Here is a 14134-nt window from a genome sequence, read left to right on the forward strand (position 1 = left end):
GAGAGCCATGTCCAGCAGCAGTCCGCAGGCGCGTCGTGGCAACACGCGTCAGCGCATCCAGGACGTCGCACTGGAGCTCTTCGCCGAGCAGGGGTACGAGAAGACCTCGCTGAGGGAGATCGCGGAGCGGCTGGAGGTCACGAAGGCGGCGCTGTACTACCACTTCAAGACCAAGGAAGACATCATCATCAGCGTCTTCGAAGACCTGACGCGCCCCATCGACGAGCTGATCGAGTGGGCGAAGGAGCAGCCGCGGACGCTGGAGACGAAGCGCGAGGTGCTGCGGCGCTACAGCGAGGCGATGGTGGCGGGCGCCCCGCTGTACCGCTTCATGCAGGAGAACCAGGCGACGATGCGGGAGCTGACCATCGGCGAGACGGTCAAGCGCCGGCTCTTCACCTTGGTCGATTTGCTGCGCACGGAGGGCGCCCCGACGGTGGACCAGGTGCGCTGCGTCAGCGCCCTGTTCACGCTGCACGCAGGGATGATGTTCCTCCAGCACGTGGAGGGCGACCCGGAGGAGACCCGGCTGGCGGCGCTGGAGGTCGCCACCGACCTCATCACGCGGGCGCACCACGAGCGGTGACGCGGGGCGGACTGCGGCCGAGGACGGGCCCGTTCGTACTGTGGGCGAGGGTCGGGATCACCCGATCGAGCGATTACTCTCGGTGAGGACGCCGGTTACTTTTGGTGAAACGCGCCGGTGGGGGGACGAGCCTCGGGCGCCCGAGCCAGAGGACACCGCCATGTTCACCACCCGTACCCGGCTGGCGCTCGCCGCCGCGACCACACTCGCCACCCTCTCCGTCGCCACTTCCACCACGGCTGCATCGAGCCCCGCGGCGGCCGCTTCCCCGCCCAAGGCTCTCAACTGGGTCGCCATGGGCGACTCGTACAGCGCGGGCGCCTTCGTCCGGCCCTGGGCGACGGACGACGGCTGCGGGCGCTCCGCCCTGAGCTACCCACAGCAGGCCGCACGGCAGCTGCGGGTGCGCCTCACCGACGTGACCTGCTCCGCCGCCGAGGTCAGAGCGGGCCTGCTGGAGCGGCAGACCGACATGACCGGGCCGCCCTCGGTGCCGCCACCCGGCGGTTGGCCCGTCAAACCGGCCCAGATCAACGCGCTTTCGGCCGCCACCGACCTGGTCACGGTCGGCATCGGGGGCAACTCGGTCGGCTTCAAGGAGATCGTGGAGCAGTGCGTCGCGCAGGGCGTCGCCGCCTTCGGCATGGGCAAGCCGTGCACCTCGCACTACACCACGGGGGCGGGGGCCGCCGCCCTGAACGGCCGGTTCGCCTCGCTGGAGGCCGACTTGGCGACCCTCATGCAGGCCATCCGGGCCCGCGCGCCGCGAGCCAGGGTCGCGCTGGTCGGGTATCCGGCCCTCGTCGATGACAGCGCCGGCTGCCGCTGGGGCGCGTGGCAGCAGTTCGGCACCGCCACCAAGGGCGATCTCCCGTGGCTGGACAGCACGGAGCGGCGGGTGAACACCGTCCTGCGCGAGCAGGCCCACAAGGCGGGCGCGGCCTATGTGGACACGTACACCTCCAGCGCCGGGCACGGGGTGTGTGCGAGCGCTGAGCAGCGCTGGATGTACGGCATCAAGGACGAGCTGACGGGCCCGGGAAGCCAGAGCGACGAGCCGTCCGTCCTCTGCCGGGCGATCCCTTCATCCGGCGAGGCCTGCACCGTGCTCCACCCGAACCTCCGGGGCACCACCCACCAGGCAGACCTGGTCACCCGTGCTCTGGTCGGCCTGGGAGCGACGAGAGCCTGAGGGACGAAGAGGCCTCACGACGAACAGGCCTCACGAGATGGGGCGGTGGAGGCGGCGCTCGGATTCCGCGATGGGGACGTCGTTGATGCTGGCCTCGCGGCGGCGCATCAGACCGTTGTCGTCGAATTCCCACTGTTCGTTGCCATGGCTGCGCCACCACTGCCCGGCGGCGTCGTGCCACTCGTACTCGAAGCGGACGGAGATGCGGTTGCCGGTGTACGCCCAGAGTTCCTTGCGCAGGCGGTAGTCGCGCTCGCGCTCCCACTTCTCCGCGAGGAACTCCCGGATCTCGGCGCGGCCGGTGAGGAAGCGGTCGCGGTTGCGCCACACAGAGTCCTCGGTGTACGCGAGGGCCACGCGCTCGGGGTCGCGGGAGTTCCAGGCGTCCTCGGCCGCCTGAACCTTCGCGGTGGCGGACTCCTCGGTGAAGGGGGGCAGGGGCGGGCGTACGGGCACGGCCATGCGGTACCTCTCGAAGCTCGGCAAAGAGAACGCTCGTTCTCAAACCGTAGAGAACGAGCGTTCTCTGCGCAAGCGGTTCTGGGCTACGCTCCCCGCATGGACGACGAAGAGGCCCGCACCCGGCTGCTGGACACGGCGGAGGCGCTGTTCTACGCAGCGGGCATCCAGGCCGTCGGCATGGACCGCATCCGCACGGAGTCGGGCGTCCCGCTCAAACGGCTCTACAAGCTCTTCCCCGCCAAGGAGACGCTGGTCGCGGCTTACCTGGACCGGCGCGACCGGCGCTGGATGAACAGCCTGCGCGAGGCGGTGGCGGCGGGCGCGGCCGACCCGGTCGGAGCCGTCTTCGACTGGCTGGCGGGGTGGTTCGCGGAGCCGGACTTCCGGGGCTGCGCGTTCCTGAACGCCTACGGGGAGATGGGCACCGGCCCCGCCGGCGTCCTGGACGTCGTACGCCGCCACAAGGCGGAGCTGCGGACCCTGCTGGCCGACCTGGCCGGCCCCGACCGGCCCGATCTGGCGGACCAGTTGCTGATCCTGGTCGAGGGCGCGACGGCGGTGGCCGCCCTCACCCCCGGCCCCGAACCGGCCCACCGGGCCCGCGCCGCGGCGTCCGCCCTGACGGCGGCCGGGGCGGGGGCGGGAGCCAGGGCGGGCGGCGGGGCGGAAACCGGAGCCGGGGCCTAGTTGCCGACGCTGCGGGGGAAGGTGATCTCGACGCGGCGGTTCTTCTTGCGGCCTTCCTCGGTGCTGTTGTCGGCGATCGGGTAGTCCTCGCTGTAACCCCGGACGTCGTAGATGACACCGGGGTTGGTCACGGTCTTGGCCAGCTCGGCTTGCACGGCGTCGGCGCGCTGCTTGGAGAGCTCCTTGCCGTGCTCGTAGCTGCCCTGGTCGTCCGTGAACCCGAAGACCCGGATGCGGGTGGCCTTCTGGGCGTTGATCTCGTTGGCGATGGCCTGTATCCGTGCGGCGGCCTGCGCGTTGAAGACCGCGCTGTTCTCGGGGAACAGCACCTCGGACTGCAGCGCCATCATGACCGTCTGGTTGGTCTCCTGCCGCCGCTGCTCCCCGCCGAGGTCTTCGACGACCTCGGCGATGTCCAGCACCTTGATGGGTGCCAGGGTCCCACCCTGGGGGATCTTCAGCCCGGGCGCATTGGAGTCGATGGGCACGGGCGCCGCGGCCGAGGGCTCGGTGCCGGGCGGCACGGACGGCTTGACGTCGTCGGCGTACGCGCTGCCCGCGCCGAGGAAGTGCCCCCCGGCGATGACGAGCCCGACGACTACCGTCGCAGCGGTGGTGCGGTGGCGTTGTGTCATGGGGTCACCCGGAGATTTTGACGGTCGCCGTGGCGAAGGTCGGCAGACTGAATTCCACCTCGCTGGTGGAGGCGGGCGGTGCGGGGAACTGAGCAAAGAACGGCATTGATTTGCCCGCTCCGATCGTGTTCACGCCGGTAGTGCAGAGACACCGTCCGTCGATGTCACGGAGCACGTAGTAGCGCTTCTTCCCGGCCTTGTCCACCAAGGTGGCCCCAGCAACCGATTCACCACTACCGGTGAGCTCGTTTCCACGCCAGGCCGTCGTGTGATTGAAGTCCTTGGCACCCGGGTTCTTGAGCTGACCCGACACGGTAAGAAACCCGCCCGCATCACGCTTGGCTTCGTTCACCTCTAGAACGATGCCCTCCTCACCGTTCACCGTAGCGATGACAACGGGCGGCGCGGAGCTTTGCTGGCCGCCAGAAGGGGACCCTTGGGGCTTATCTGCCGACGTCTTGGGGGTGGACAAGCTTGGCGCACCCTTCGGATCGTCCCCGCCACTACATCCGACGAGAGTAAGGGCCAAGACTGCTGTCGCTACAACAGCCACTCCCCCATGGACCCTCACCGTGTGCCGAATGCTCATGTACGCAGCTTCCTTGTCTCTCGTTCGATCTCAGTCGATCAGCCGTACGGCGAAGAGTGTCCTCGCCAACTGGGGCAGCGGGCCCGGATCAGATGGATCCAAAGTGAGGGAGCCCCCGTCGCACAGGAAGGCAACCCGCCCCGCTTGCGGTGACGGTGTCGGGCTCGGCGTTGCACTAGGCGTCGGGGTGGGCGGGGCCAGATTTGGGGCCGAGGTCAGGGAACACCGCGGGTCAATCCTGGCCTTGGCAGTGGCCCTGCCGTGCATTCCCTCACTACCGGGCACAACCGACTGCCCGACGGTTCCATTGGTTGTCACCGCGACGGTGACAACGGGTATGGCCACTTCACATTCCGCCACGGCATCGTTCAAGGCAGCGAACTCCTCAGCCTTCCCGCAGGCCCCATGCGCACTGAGAAGGTCGCCATTGACGATCCGCGTCCAGTCGGAAGGAGTGAGGTGGAGCAGGTCGAGGCCTAGAAAGGCGTTGTCCCTGACTTCCCGAGCACCTGCCAATGCCGCTGCATCCGCAGCCCCTTGCGAGTTGCTTCGGGTGGTGCCCGCCATGCCGACGACGAAGAACGCCAGCGCGGCGAACAGTAGAGCGGCCACCGCCACGACGTAGATCGGGAAGGCCTGCCCTTGGTCGCCCGGGCGGCACCGAATCACTTGCCGGCAGTGATGGCCGTGATTTGGTCCTTGATCTTGTTGGTGATGGATTGGCCGATGCCCGTGCCGACGATGGCGCCGATGATGACCACCACCACCAGGATGATGCCGAGGTACTCGAAGGCCGTCTGGCCCCGGTCCCCCGTGCGGCGGGGGGTGTGGCGGTTCCGCAGCCTTGCCAGGGTGTTCTGCAGCATGGGGGTTTCCTCCCGGGCCGGTGACGGTGCTGGTTCGCGGACCGTACGGCGAGTGACGAGTCATCACCAAGGGTCCCGGGGCCCAATTACGGACCCACTGCGCACTCCGTCTACCCATGGCCGGTCACTCCTGGACGGGCGGTTCCCAGCCAGCGGGCTATGGCCTCGCTGCGGGTGGTGCTCTGGAGCTTCGCGAAGATGCGGTTGATGTGGTTCTTGACCGTCTTCTCGCTGATGAAGCACGCCGCCGCGATCTGCTGGTTGCTCATCCCGGACGCGATCAGATCCATGATCTCCACCTCCCGCGAACTCAGCCCGAACAGCGCCAAGTTGTGCAGCCGCTCAGAAGACTGTGCCACAGTTCGTTGCGGTTGCGAAGAGGTGCGGAGTTCCGCGAGGAGGGCCGTGGCCGCCGTCGGGGTGAAGTGGGCACGGCCCTCGCGGACGTCGTGGACCGCTCGCAGCAGGTCGTCGGCCGTGAATTCGCCGTGGACCAGGTAGCCGCCCGCGCCCAGGAGCAGGGCTTCGCGGACGATCTGCGCCTCCTGGCTGTACGTCAGCATCAGCACCGGCGCCAGCTGGACCAGGTGCGGCAGGGCCGAGATGCCGTCGACGCCGGGCATGCGGACGTCCAGCAGGATCACGTCGGGGGCGTGGTGCCTGGTCAGGCTGAGGGCCTCGCGGCCGTCCGCCGCCTGGGCGACGACCTCGACGGTACCGGCGGTGGCCAGGAGGGCCGTGAGGCCGGCGCGGACGACCGGGTTGTCGTCGGCGATCAGGACGCGGAGCGGCATCACGGGGTCTCCTCCCCGGTCAGGGCCGCGAGCGGGAGCTCCAGACGCACTTCGGTGCCGGGGCCGGCCGGGCGGGGGCCGATGCGCAGGCGGGCCCCGAGGGCCGCCGCGCGCTCCGCCATGCCGACCAGGCCGAAGCGGCCGGCGCGGTGCAGGGCCGCGAGGTCGGGGGCGGTGTCCGGCAGGCCGCGGCCGTCGTCCTCGACGGTGAGCGCGAGGTGGCCCCCCTCCACCCCGGCCGTGACCGTCACGGCCGAGGCTCCGGCGTGGCGGCGGGCGTTCTCCAGGGCCTCCGAGGCCACCGCCAGGAGGTGGCGGGCCACCGCGGCCGGGACCGGCGGCAGGGTTCCGCTCGTGCGCAGTTCCACACCGCGGGCGGTCATCCCACGCAGCTCGTCCAGCAGGGAGACGCCCGGCGCGTCCGCATCGCGCCGCAGGTCGGTCAGGAGCTCCCGGGACTCCGCGACCGCGAGGCGGGCCGCGCCCGCCAGGAGTGCCGCCTGGCGGCGGACGGCCTCAGGGTCCGTGGTGCGCGCGAGGGCGTCCGCGGCCAGCGCCAGGCCGTGCAGGGTCTTCGCCACCGAGTCGTGCATCTCGCGGGCCAGGTGGTCCCGTTCGGCCCGGACCGCCTCGGCCACCGCCAGGCGGGCCCGTGTCTCGGTGAGGGCCCGGCTCGCCGCCCCGAAGCGGAACAGCAGGTCCCGCAGGCAGGAACCGGCCGCGCCCGCCAGGAGGCAGAGGCCGGCCAGGGACAGGGCACCGCCCGACGCCGCCACCAGGGCCGCCTGCAGGGCCGCGTAGACCGCCGAGCCCCGCCAGCCGTAGACCAGTCCGGCCAGCAGCGGGGTGCACAGGGAGACGAAGCCGAGCGGGGACTCGGGGGTCGCCGTGGCCAGGAGCAGGGCGTTGAACGCCATGTCGGCCGCCAGCAGCCACCGGTGGCGCAGCAGCAGCGGCCCGAACCGCTCCCAGTCGCGGAACAGGACGTACGAGAGCATGAAGGTGAGCAGGATCGCGCCGCCGACGAGGTACGTCGGGCCACCGGGGGCCGTGCGCCCCAGGGCCAGTGGCGCCCCCAGGCCGATCATCACCATCCGGAAGGCGAAGACCTGGCGGCTCAGCGCCTGGAGCGCCCCCGCCTGGAGGGCCGGAGCCGGAGCCTCCGCCGCTCCCCCGGCCCCCGCTCCCCCGGCCCCCGCCCCCGCGGCCGTCGCCGTCTGCGACCGGTGCCGGCCGAGCGCCCCGGCCGCGATGTCCAGTACCGCCATGGCTCATCCGCCTCCGAGCATCGCGCCGAAGTCGACGTTCGCGCCGTACACGAACCCGCACACCAGCAGGATCAGCGTCCCCGGCAGCATGAACATGGTGACCGCGAAGGTGGCTTTCGGCACGGCCCGGGCCGCCCGCCGCCGCGCGTTCTGGGCGTCCGTACGGCGCATGTCCTCCGCAATGGCGATCAGCGTCTCCACGATCGGGGAGCCCAGCTCCTCGCCCTGCTGGAGCGCGGTGACGAACTGGGCCACCTGCTCGGAGTCGTTGCGCCGCCGCAGCTCGTCGAAGGCCTGGCGGCGGCTGACGCCCATGTCCATCTGCTGGAGCGTGATGCGGATCTCGTCAGACCACGGGCCCTCGTACTTGCCGGCCACCCGCTCCAGCGCCTGCCGGAAGCCGAGCCCCGCGCTCACCACCACCGCCAGCACGTCGAGGAAGTCGGGCAGCGTCCGCTCGATGTGGTCGCGGCGGACCCGGATCGCCGACCACAGGCCGACCTCGATCCAGAACAGGCCGAAGGCCACCATCAGCAGCGCCGGTACGAGCCGGCCGTTGATCAGCATCGCGAAGGCGCCGAGGGCGCCCAGGAAGCCGTAGACCGCACGGCGGGCCGCGTAGCGGTCGATGGTCAGGCCGGCCGGGTTGCCCGCCATGTCGATCTGGCGGCGTTTGCGCGCCACCCGGTTCGGGCCCATCAGGCGCAGCACCAGCGGCGCCCACCGGATGCCCATCCGGTCGACGGCGGAGCCGACCGCCGTCGTGCGGGTGGCGCCGACCTCCAGGGCGAGGGCCAGGTCGGAGGGGAGTTTCACGTCGGCGCGGTAGAGGCGGACGCCGTGGAAGACGCCGAGGATCGACACCGCGGCCGCGAGCGCCAGCAGCAGAGCAGTCATGACCGGCCCTCACACATCGATCTTCGACAGGCGGCGGATGAGGACGAAGCCCAGCGTGAAGAGGCCGAGCGCGACGAGCACGGCCGTCTGGCCGATGAACGCGCCGGTCATCCGGTCCAGCGCGCCCGGCATCATCAGGTTGACCAGCAGCAGCGATCCGAGCCCGATCGCCGGCACCAGGTAGGCGGTCACGGTCACCTGGGAGAGCTGGGTACGGATCTCGCGCCGGGTCTCCTTGCGCTGCTCCAGCGTCACCGTCAGATTGCGCAGACTGCCCACGAGCGCTCCGCCGGCCCGTGCTGACAGGACCAGGGTGGAGACCAGGACGACCAGCTCGCGCGAGGGGAGCCGCTCGGCGATCTCGCCCAGCGACTCCTCGATCGAGTGCCCGACGGCCAGGCGGTCGGCGACCCGGGAGAGCTCCTCGCCCGCGGGGGCCTCCAGTTCCTCCGCCGCCATGGCGATGGCCGTGCGCAGGGCCAGGCCGGCCTGGGTGGCGTTGGCGAGGATCCGGGCGAGCTCGGGGAGCTGGTTGATGAAGCGCTCGGTACGCCGGGCCCGCTGCCAGTTGAGGAAGGCGTTGGCGGCCCACAGGCCGATCAGCCCGGCCACCGGGCCGAAGAAGGGCGCCAGGAAGCTCGCCGCGATCAGCCAGGTCCCGGCCACGGAGGCCAGCATGTAGACGAAGAACTCGCCCGGGGTCAGGTCGAGGCCCGTCACCGCGAGCTTCAGCTCGATCCGGCGGCCCAGCGCGGTCCGGCGCAGTCGGCGGTCCACGCCCGTGAAGCGGCGTCGGCGGCCGGCCGGCGGGGGCGCGCCCTCCTGGGAGAGGCGTTCGACGAGGGCGGCGCGCTGGGCCCGGCCGGCGGCGTACGCGTGGACGCCTGCGACGACGAGCACGCAGGCCAGCAGGGTGGCGCCGAGGGTGAGGAGGATGAGTGGGTTCACAGGACGGTCCGGGTGATGCGGGTGGCGAGTGCGTCGTCCGACAGGGCGACCCCGAAGGCCTGCGGGATCGGCTGGTTGTTCATGTAGAGGCGGTCCGCGATCCGGCGCGGCAGCGGGTGGTATTCGAAGCGGCCGTGGACGCGGCCGTCGGCGGCCATCGGCTGGGCCGCGAAGCGGCACACGGTGGTGAGCCGGAAGGGTTCGCGGCCGTGCGAGTCGAGGATCGCCATCTCCGTGATGCGGCGGGAGCCGTCGCCGAAGCGGGTGAGCTGGACGACCACGTTCACGGCGCTGTTGATCTGGTCCTGGAGCGCCTCGAAGGGCACTTCCACCTCGGACATCGACGCCAGAGTCTGCAGGCGCATCAGGGCGTCCTCGGCGCTGTTGGCGTGGACGGTGGCCAGGGAGCCGTCGTGGCCGGTCGACATCGCCTGGAGCATGTCGAGGGTCTCACCGCCGCGGACCTCGCCGACGATGATGCGGTCCGGGCGCATGCGCAGGGAGTTGCGGACCAGGTCGCGGATGGTGATCCGGCCCTTGCCCTCCACGTTGGCCGGGCGGGATTCGAGGCGGATGACGTGGGCCTGCTGGAGCTGGAGCTCGGCCGAGTCCTCGATGGTGATGATCCGCTCGCCCTCGGGGATCAGGCCGGACAGGGCGTTGAGGAGGGTGGTCTTGCCCGTGCCGGTGGCCCCGGAGACGATCACGTTCATCTTCGCCTGGACCAGCCCCGACAGCAGCAGCAGCATCTGCTCGTCGAGCGAGCCGAGGGCGATCAGCTCGTGGAGGGTGAACGCGCGCGGGAAGCGGCGGATTGTGAGCGTGGCCCCGGTCAGCGAGAGCGGCGGGATGATCACGTTGACGCGTTCGCCGCTGGGGAGGCGGGCGTCGACCATGGGGTTGGCTTCGTCCACGCGGCGGTTGACGGTGGAGACGATGCGCTCGATGGTCTGCATCAGCTGTTCGTGCGAGGCGAAGCGCAGCGGGAGCTGCTCGACACGGCCGGCGCGCTCCACGAAGATCTGGTCCGGGCCGTTGACCATGATCTCGGAGATCGAGGGGTCTTCGAGGAGCGGTTCGAGCACGCCGAGGCCGAGCGCCTCGTCCACGACCCGGCGGATCAGCTGGGCCCGTTCGACGGTGGACAGGACCGGGCCCTCGCGGCTGATGATGTGCCCGAGGACGCGCTCCAGCCGCGCCCGGCGCTCGGCGGGCGCGAGCGCGGACATCTCGGCGAGGTCGATCTCCTCCAGCAGCTTCGCGCGGTACGAGGAGACCAGTCGGCCGTCCTCGCGCGGACCGTGGCGGTCGTCGGGGGTGTTGACGCGGGCGCGCAGGCTCATGGGCCGGTCACCTCCGGGTCGTCGTTCGGCATGACGGCCGTGGCCTTCGCCGGGTCCAGGGCGAGCCCGGGGACGATGGACTTGACGGTGATGGTCACGGTGGCGGTGACCGCGTCGTCCGACTTGGACACGACCACGTCCGGATGCAGGCCCCCCTTGACGGCCGCTTGCCCGGCGGCTTCGCCGCCGCGGCCGGTGCGGGCCTCCACGCGCGCCGCGGTACGGGCGGCGGTGTCCGCCTGCTCGTGGACGTACGCGACCCAGCCGAGCTGGATCCCGCACAGCGCCACGAACAGCAGGATGGGGATGAACCCGATGTACTCCAGGGCCACCTGGCCGCGGTCGCGCGCGCCGGGGACGACGCCGGGAGTCCGGCCGGGGCCCGGGACGAGCCGATGAGGCATCTCAGTTCTCCCTCTCCTTGGCCGCGGCGGCCTCGCCCGTGATCGGGACGCCGATGCTCAGCCCCGGGTGGAGCACCGGGAGGTGCAGCGTGACGGTGGCCTTGACGAGGTCGCCCGATTCCGTGCAGGACGCCTCCATGGCCCAGGCGCCGCTGATGTGCCGGCCGGCCGCGGCCGTGCACGCCCCGCCCCCGTGCACGGCGCCCGCCCGCGCCGCCTCGTCCGCCGCGTTCCCCGCCAGCGAGAACGCGTACCCGATCAGCACGCACTCCCACACCGCCGCCACGAGCAGCAGGATCAGCGGGACCGTGCCGACGAACTCGACGGCCACCTGGCCGCGGTCCCCGCGGGCGCCGGGCATCGCTCAGCCCTCCCGGCCGCGGCGCAGCCAGGGCCCGAGGGCGCCCCGGTCGCCGGCCCGCAGCCGGGCCACCGGTCCGGAGGCCCGTACGGCCAGGGCCGCGCCGGAGGCTCCGTTGGCTGCGGTGTCGGCGTCCGAGGCCGCCAGCAGGCCCAGTTCGCCCGCCACCGCCCACAGGGCCTGCTTCACGGTGGAGCGGTTGTCGAGGTCCTGCACCCGGCCCGCGTCGACGACGGCCTGGAGTTCCTTGAAGGCCGCCGGGACGGGGGTGCGCGTCGGCCGGGTCTTGGTGATCTTCGCGATCAGGGGCGGCTGGATCTCGGTGTGCTTGCTCCAGCGGTTGACGACCATCGCGGTGTCCTCGGCCTTGCGCACCTGGAGCCGCTCCCACATCCGGACCATCCGCTTGGCCGCCCGTACGGCGACCACGTCGGGGGTGGTGACCAGGACGGCCACGTCCGCCATCTCGACGGCGGCGGCGTTCGCGCCGGTCACCTGCGTTCCGCAGTCGACGACGACGAGTTCGTAGCGGCTGCGCAGGGCGGTGAGGACGTGCCGGGCGGCCCGGTCGTCGACCTCCTCGCCGCGTTCGCCGTCGGCCGGGGCCAGCAGCAGGGCCAGGCCGGTGCGGTCGTCGTAGACCGCGTCCTGCAGGACGCGCGGCGAGATGTCCTGGATGCCGGCGAGGTCGGCGATGGAGCGCCGGAACTGCACGTCCAGGTACGAGCCGACGTCGCCCGCCTGGAGGTCCATGTCGACCAGCGCGGTACGCCGCCCGGCGGCGGTGGCGGCCAGCGCGAACTGCACCGCCGTGAAGGTGGTGCCCACGCCGCCCTTGGCTCCGGTGACCGTGACCACCCGCCCGCCGGGGCCGGTGAACGGCTCGGGCCCCCGGCCCAGGTGGCGGCGTACGCCCACGGACCACTGGGCGGCGGACTGGACGCGGGCGGCGAGCTCCTCGTAGGCGAGCGGCAGTCCCACCAGACCGCGCGCGCCCGCGTCCATGGCGGCGGAGAAGAGCGCCGGGCCGGCGTCGGAGGACACCAGGACCACGCCCACCGCCGGGAAGCGCAGGGCGACCTCGCGGACGAGGTCGAGTGCCGGTACCGGGCCGATCCGCTCGTGGAGGAGGACGACCTCGGGCAGTTCGTCGATGGAGTCGGCGGCCAGCCGGGCCAGGGTGTCCAGCAGGGAGGCGGAGTCGGGGACCGGGGCGGCCGGTTCGGCGCCCGGGAGCCGACCAAGGAGGGTGGAGAGGGCGCGGGCGGCGTCGGGGTCGCCGGCCGCGGGGAGGATTCGCGTGGTCATCCGGGCCTCACTTGTCCCCGTCGAGGGTGTACGTGCGGTCGGCTGCGCCGGGCGCGGAGTCGGTGCCGGGGGCCACCAGGGCCAGGCGGACGTGCTCCGCGAAGGACTCGGCGTACGCGACGCGCTGGGTGTCCTTGGTGTTGAGGGCGAAGGTGATCGGGACGGCCTCGGCGGGGCCCTTCTTGTCGCTGTCCCGGTCCAGGGGGGTGAGCTTGCCGACGTTCAGGACGCGGGCGTTGGCCACGATGATCACCGAACGGGAGGGCTCGGTGTCCTTGGCGCCCTTGAACGTGGCGATGATGTTGACCTTGGCTCCGGAATAGATCTTGCCGGCCACACCCGTGGCGGCATCGATCATGATGGCGATCTCCTGCTCCCCGGGCTGGAGCTGCGGTTTGTCGACGAACATGTCCGCCTGGAGCAGTGAGCCCTTCCTCAGGGTGGTGAGGGCGATCTTGTCCTTGACCTGGCCGAGGTCGGTGACGGCGGTCGCGGACAACCAGCGCTTGGGGATGGCGACCTCCTCGAACTGGCCGGCCGCCAGGGGGCTGTACGGCGCGATGTCGGCCTTGGCGCGGTACGCGACGACCTCGGAGCCGACCTTGGAATTGACGTCGCCGATCACCACGAGAACCCCGCCGAACGCCGCGAGGGCGCACAGGGCCGACAGGAGCAGCAGGATGACGCCGCGGCGCTGGCGTGAGTTCATGAGCCGTACTACCTCGCCGTTCTTCGTTCGTTCGGGCCGGTCGGAGTCACGATCTGGAAGAGCTGGAAGGCCTGGAAGGGCTGCCGGCACCGGAAGCGCCGGAAGCACCGGAAGCGCTCGCGGGCGCGGCGGGCGGGGGCGCGGCGAGGGGTGCGGCGCAGAAGCCGCAGCGGTCGCCGATCAGCTCGAAGCCGCACCATCGGCACTCCTCGCGGCGTACGGATGCCACCAGTTGGTAGAGCACGGACAGGTCCGGGATGGCCGCGGCGAACTCGACGAGCTTGGGGGTGGCCCACCAGGCGGCCGAGTCGGCCGGCAGCGGGTTCTCCATCACGCCCTGGACCCGCCAGGCGGGGGCGAGCTCGGCCGTCACCCAGTCGGAGGCGAGCTGACCGCGGGCGAAGGTGAGGTGGGTGGCGAAGTCGGGGCCGGGGGGCAGTCCGCCGCTGCGGTGGGTCCCCGAGCCGGAGCCGCCCAGCTTGAGCAGGTGCGGGGCCGGGTGGGCGAGGACGGCGAACTGCGCGCTCGGCGACCAGGACCTCGCGTGGGCCTTGAGGCTCACCGCGACCCGGTCCAGCCGGGCCACCGAGCCCAGCAGGGCCCCCGCGTGGATGTAGTGGGACAGCAGCCGGGCGGCGGAGGCCACGACACCGGGGCTGAAGTCGCACACGCTGAGCTGGCGCAGCTGACGTACCAGCAGGGCGGTGGCGAGCGGGGGCAGGGCGGTGTCGACGAGGGCGATCCGGTCGGTTTCGAGGATGGCCCGCACCGTGTGCAGCCGGCGGACCGCGGCGGGCGGCAGCCAGTCCGGGACGACGGCCACGAGGTGGCCGTGGCGCTCCAGCAGGGCGTTGGTCTCGGCGAGCGCACCCTCCAGGTCGAGCTGCCCCGGCGGGCGCAGCACGACGGCCGGCGGCGTGTGCCGGTCAGGGGCCGGCAGCACCAGATCGGTGCTGGTGACGGCAATGGCGGTCGGCACGCGAATCCCCCTGTTCACCCCGTACGCCACATGTGTCGGTGCGCCCGTCCCGTACGCGCGCACCCTGCGCGACCGCAAACGATCGACGCACATCCCCCGTGCCCCA

At 71.7% G+C, this 14134-nt stretch carries 18 protein-coding genes; 3 read left to right on the forward strand and 15 right to left on the reverse strand.

The window, feature by feature from the left end:
• The first annotated feature begins 7 nt into the window (after positions 1-7).
• Both AC0666_RS02415 and AC0666_RS02420 read left to right on the forward strand, forming a co-directional pair.
• Positions 8-586, forward strand: a complete 579-nt coding sequence (locus AC0666_RS02415) for a TetR/AcrR family transcriptional regulator (protein ID WP_468582340.1) — start codon at positions 8-10, stop codon at positions 584-586.
• Between the two features lie 160 nt (positions 587-746).
• Positions 747-1778: an SGNH/GDSL hydrolase family protein gene (locus AC0666_RS02420; RefSeq protein WP_468963097.1), complete on the forward strand. Its 1032-nt coding sequence runs from the start codon at positions 747-749 to the stop codon at positions 1776-1778.
• Between the two features lie 30 nt (positions 1779-1808).
• Here the strand turns inward: AC0666_RS02420 and AC0666_RS02425 are convergent, their stop codons facing one another.
• Positions 1809-2234, reverse strand: a complete 426-nt coding sequence (locus AC0666_RS02425) for a nuclear transport factor 2 family protein (protein ID WP_478706993.1) — start codon at positions 2232-2234, stop codon at positions 1809-1811.
• Positions 2235-2336: 102 nt separating this feature from the next.
• Between AC0666_RS02425 and AC0666_RS02430 the strand changes: the two genes are divergently transcribed.
• Positions 2337-2927 carry a TetR/AcrR family transcriptional regulator gene (locus AC0666_RS02430; protein WP_478706935.1) on the forward strand — a complete coding sequence of 197 codons (591 nt, stop codon included), beginning with the start codon at positions 2337-2339 and terminating at the stop codon, positions 2925-2927.
• Here AC0666_RS02430 and AC0666_RS02435 read toward each other — a convergent pair.
• The 14 genes from AC0666_RS02435 to AC0666_RS02500 form a co-directional block, all read right to left on the reverse strand.
• A complete protein-coding gene (locus AC0666_RS02435) occupies positions 2924-3562 on the reverse strand; it encodes an OmpA family protein (RefSeq protein WP_468582345.1) in 639 nt (212 codons plus the stop codon). The genes AC0666_RS02430 and AC0666_RS02435 overlap by 4 nt on opposite strands.
• A gap of 4 nt (positions 3563-3566) precedes the next feature.
• Positions 3567-3944: a hypothetical protein gene (locus AC0666_RS02440; protein ID WP_478706936.1), complete on the reverse strand. Its 378-nt coding sequence runs from the start codon at positions 3942-3944 to the stop codon at positions 3567-3569.
• A 237-nt stretch (positions 3945-4181) separates the two neighbouring features.
• Positions 4182-4820, reverse strand: a complete 639-nt coding sequence (locus tag AC0666_RS02445; RefSeq protein ID WP_478706937.1) for a pilus assembly protein TadG-related protein — start codon at positions 4818-4820, stop codon at positions 4182-4184.
• On the reverse strand, positions 4817-5017 hold the full coding sequence (locus AC0666_RS02450; protein ID WP_471230178.1) for a hypothetical protein: 201 nt from the start codon (positions 5015-5017) through the stop codon (positions 4817-4819). The genes AC0666_RS02445 and AC0666_RS02450 overlap by 4 nt, the downstream gene beginning before the upstream one ends.
• 110 nt (positions 5018-5127) lie before the next feature.
• Entirely contained in the window at positions 5128-5811 is a 684-nt protein-coding gene (locus AC0666_RS02455) for a response regulator (protein WP_469154290.1), read from the reverse strand.
• A complete protein-coding gene (locus tag AC0666_RS02460; RefSeq protein ID WP_478706938.1) occupies positions 5811-7079 on the reverse strand; it encodes a sensor histidine kinase in 1269 nt (422 codons plus the stop codon). Before AC0666_RS02460 ends, AC0666_RS02455 begins: the two co-directional genes overlap by 1 nt.
• A 3-nt stretch (positions 7080-7082) precedes the next feature.
• Positions 7083-7976: a DUF5936 domain-containing protein gene (locus tag AC0666_RS02465; protein WP_361712079.1), complete on the reverse strand. Its 894-nt coding sequence runs from the start codon at positions 7974-7976 to the stop codon at positions 7083-7085.
• Between the two features lie 9 nt (positions 7977-7985).
• Entirely contained in the window at positions 7986-8924 is a 939-nt protein-coding gene (locus tag AC0666_RS02470) for a type II secretion system F family protein (RefSeq protein WP_468963085.1), read from the reverse strand.
• Positions 8921-10267, reverse strand: a complete 1347-nt coding sequence (locus tag AC0666_RS02475) for a TadA family conjugal transfer-associated ATPase (protein ID WP_361712081.1) — start codon at positions 10265-10267, stop codon at positions 8921-8923. Before AC0666_RS02475 ends, AC0666_RS02470 begins: the two co-directional genes overlap by 4 nt.
• Positions 10264-10671, reverse strand: a complete 408-nt coding sequence (locus AC0666_RS02480) for a TadE/TadG family type IV pilus assembly protein (protein ID WP_468963082.1) — start codon at positions 10669-10671, stop codon at positions 10264-10266. The genes AC0666_RS02475 and AC0666_RS02480 overlap by 4 nt, the downstream gene beginning before the upstream one ends.
• Before the next feature lies 1 nt (position 10672).
• On the reverse strand, positions 10673-11032 hold the full coding sequence (locus tag AC0666_RS02485; protein WP_468582358.1) for a TadE/TadG family type IV pilus assembly protein: 360 nt from the start codon (positions 11030-11032) through the stop codon (positions 10673-10675).
• Positions 11033-11035: 3 nt separating this feature from the next.
• A complete protein-coding gene (locus AC0666_RS02490) occupies positions 11036-12340 on the reverse strand; it encodes an AAA family ATPase (RefSeq protein ID WP_468963080.1) in 1305 nt (434 codons plus the stop codon).
• Between the two features lie 7 nt (positions 12341-12347).
• The gene (gene cpaB / locus AC0666_RS02495) at positions 12348-13049 is read right to left on the reverse strand and encodes a Flp pilus assembly protein CpaB (RefSeq protein WP_468582362.1); all 702 of its coding nucleotides are present in this window, start codon (positions 13047-13049) and stop codon (positions 12348-12350) included.
• Between the two features lie 46 nt (positions 13050-13095).
• Positions 13096-14028 (reverse strand): hypothetical protein, encoded by a 933-nt coding sequence (locus AC0666_RS02500; RefSeq protein WP_478706939.1) that lies wholly within the window; start codon positions 14026-14028, stop codon positions 13096-13098.
• Positions 14029-14134: the final 106 nt, after the last annotated feature.

This window comes from Streptomyces sp. NPDC043680 (genome assembly GCF_056436685.1).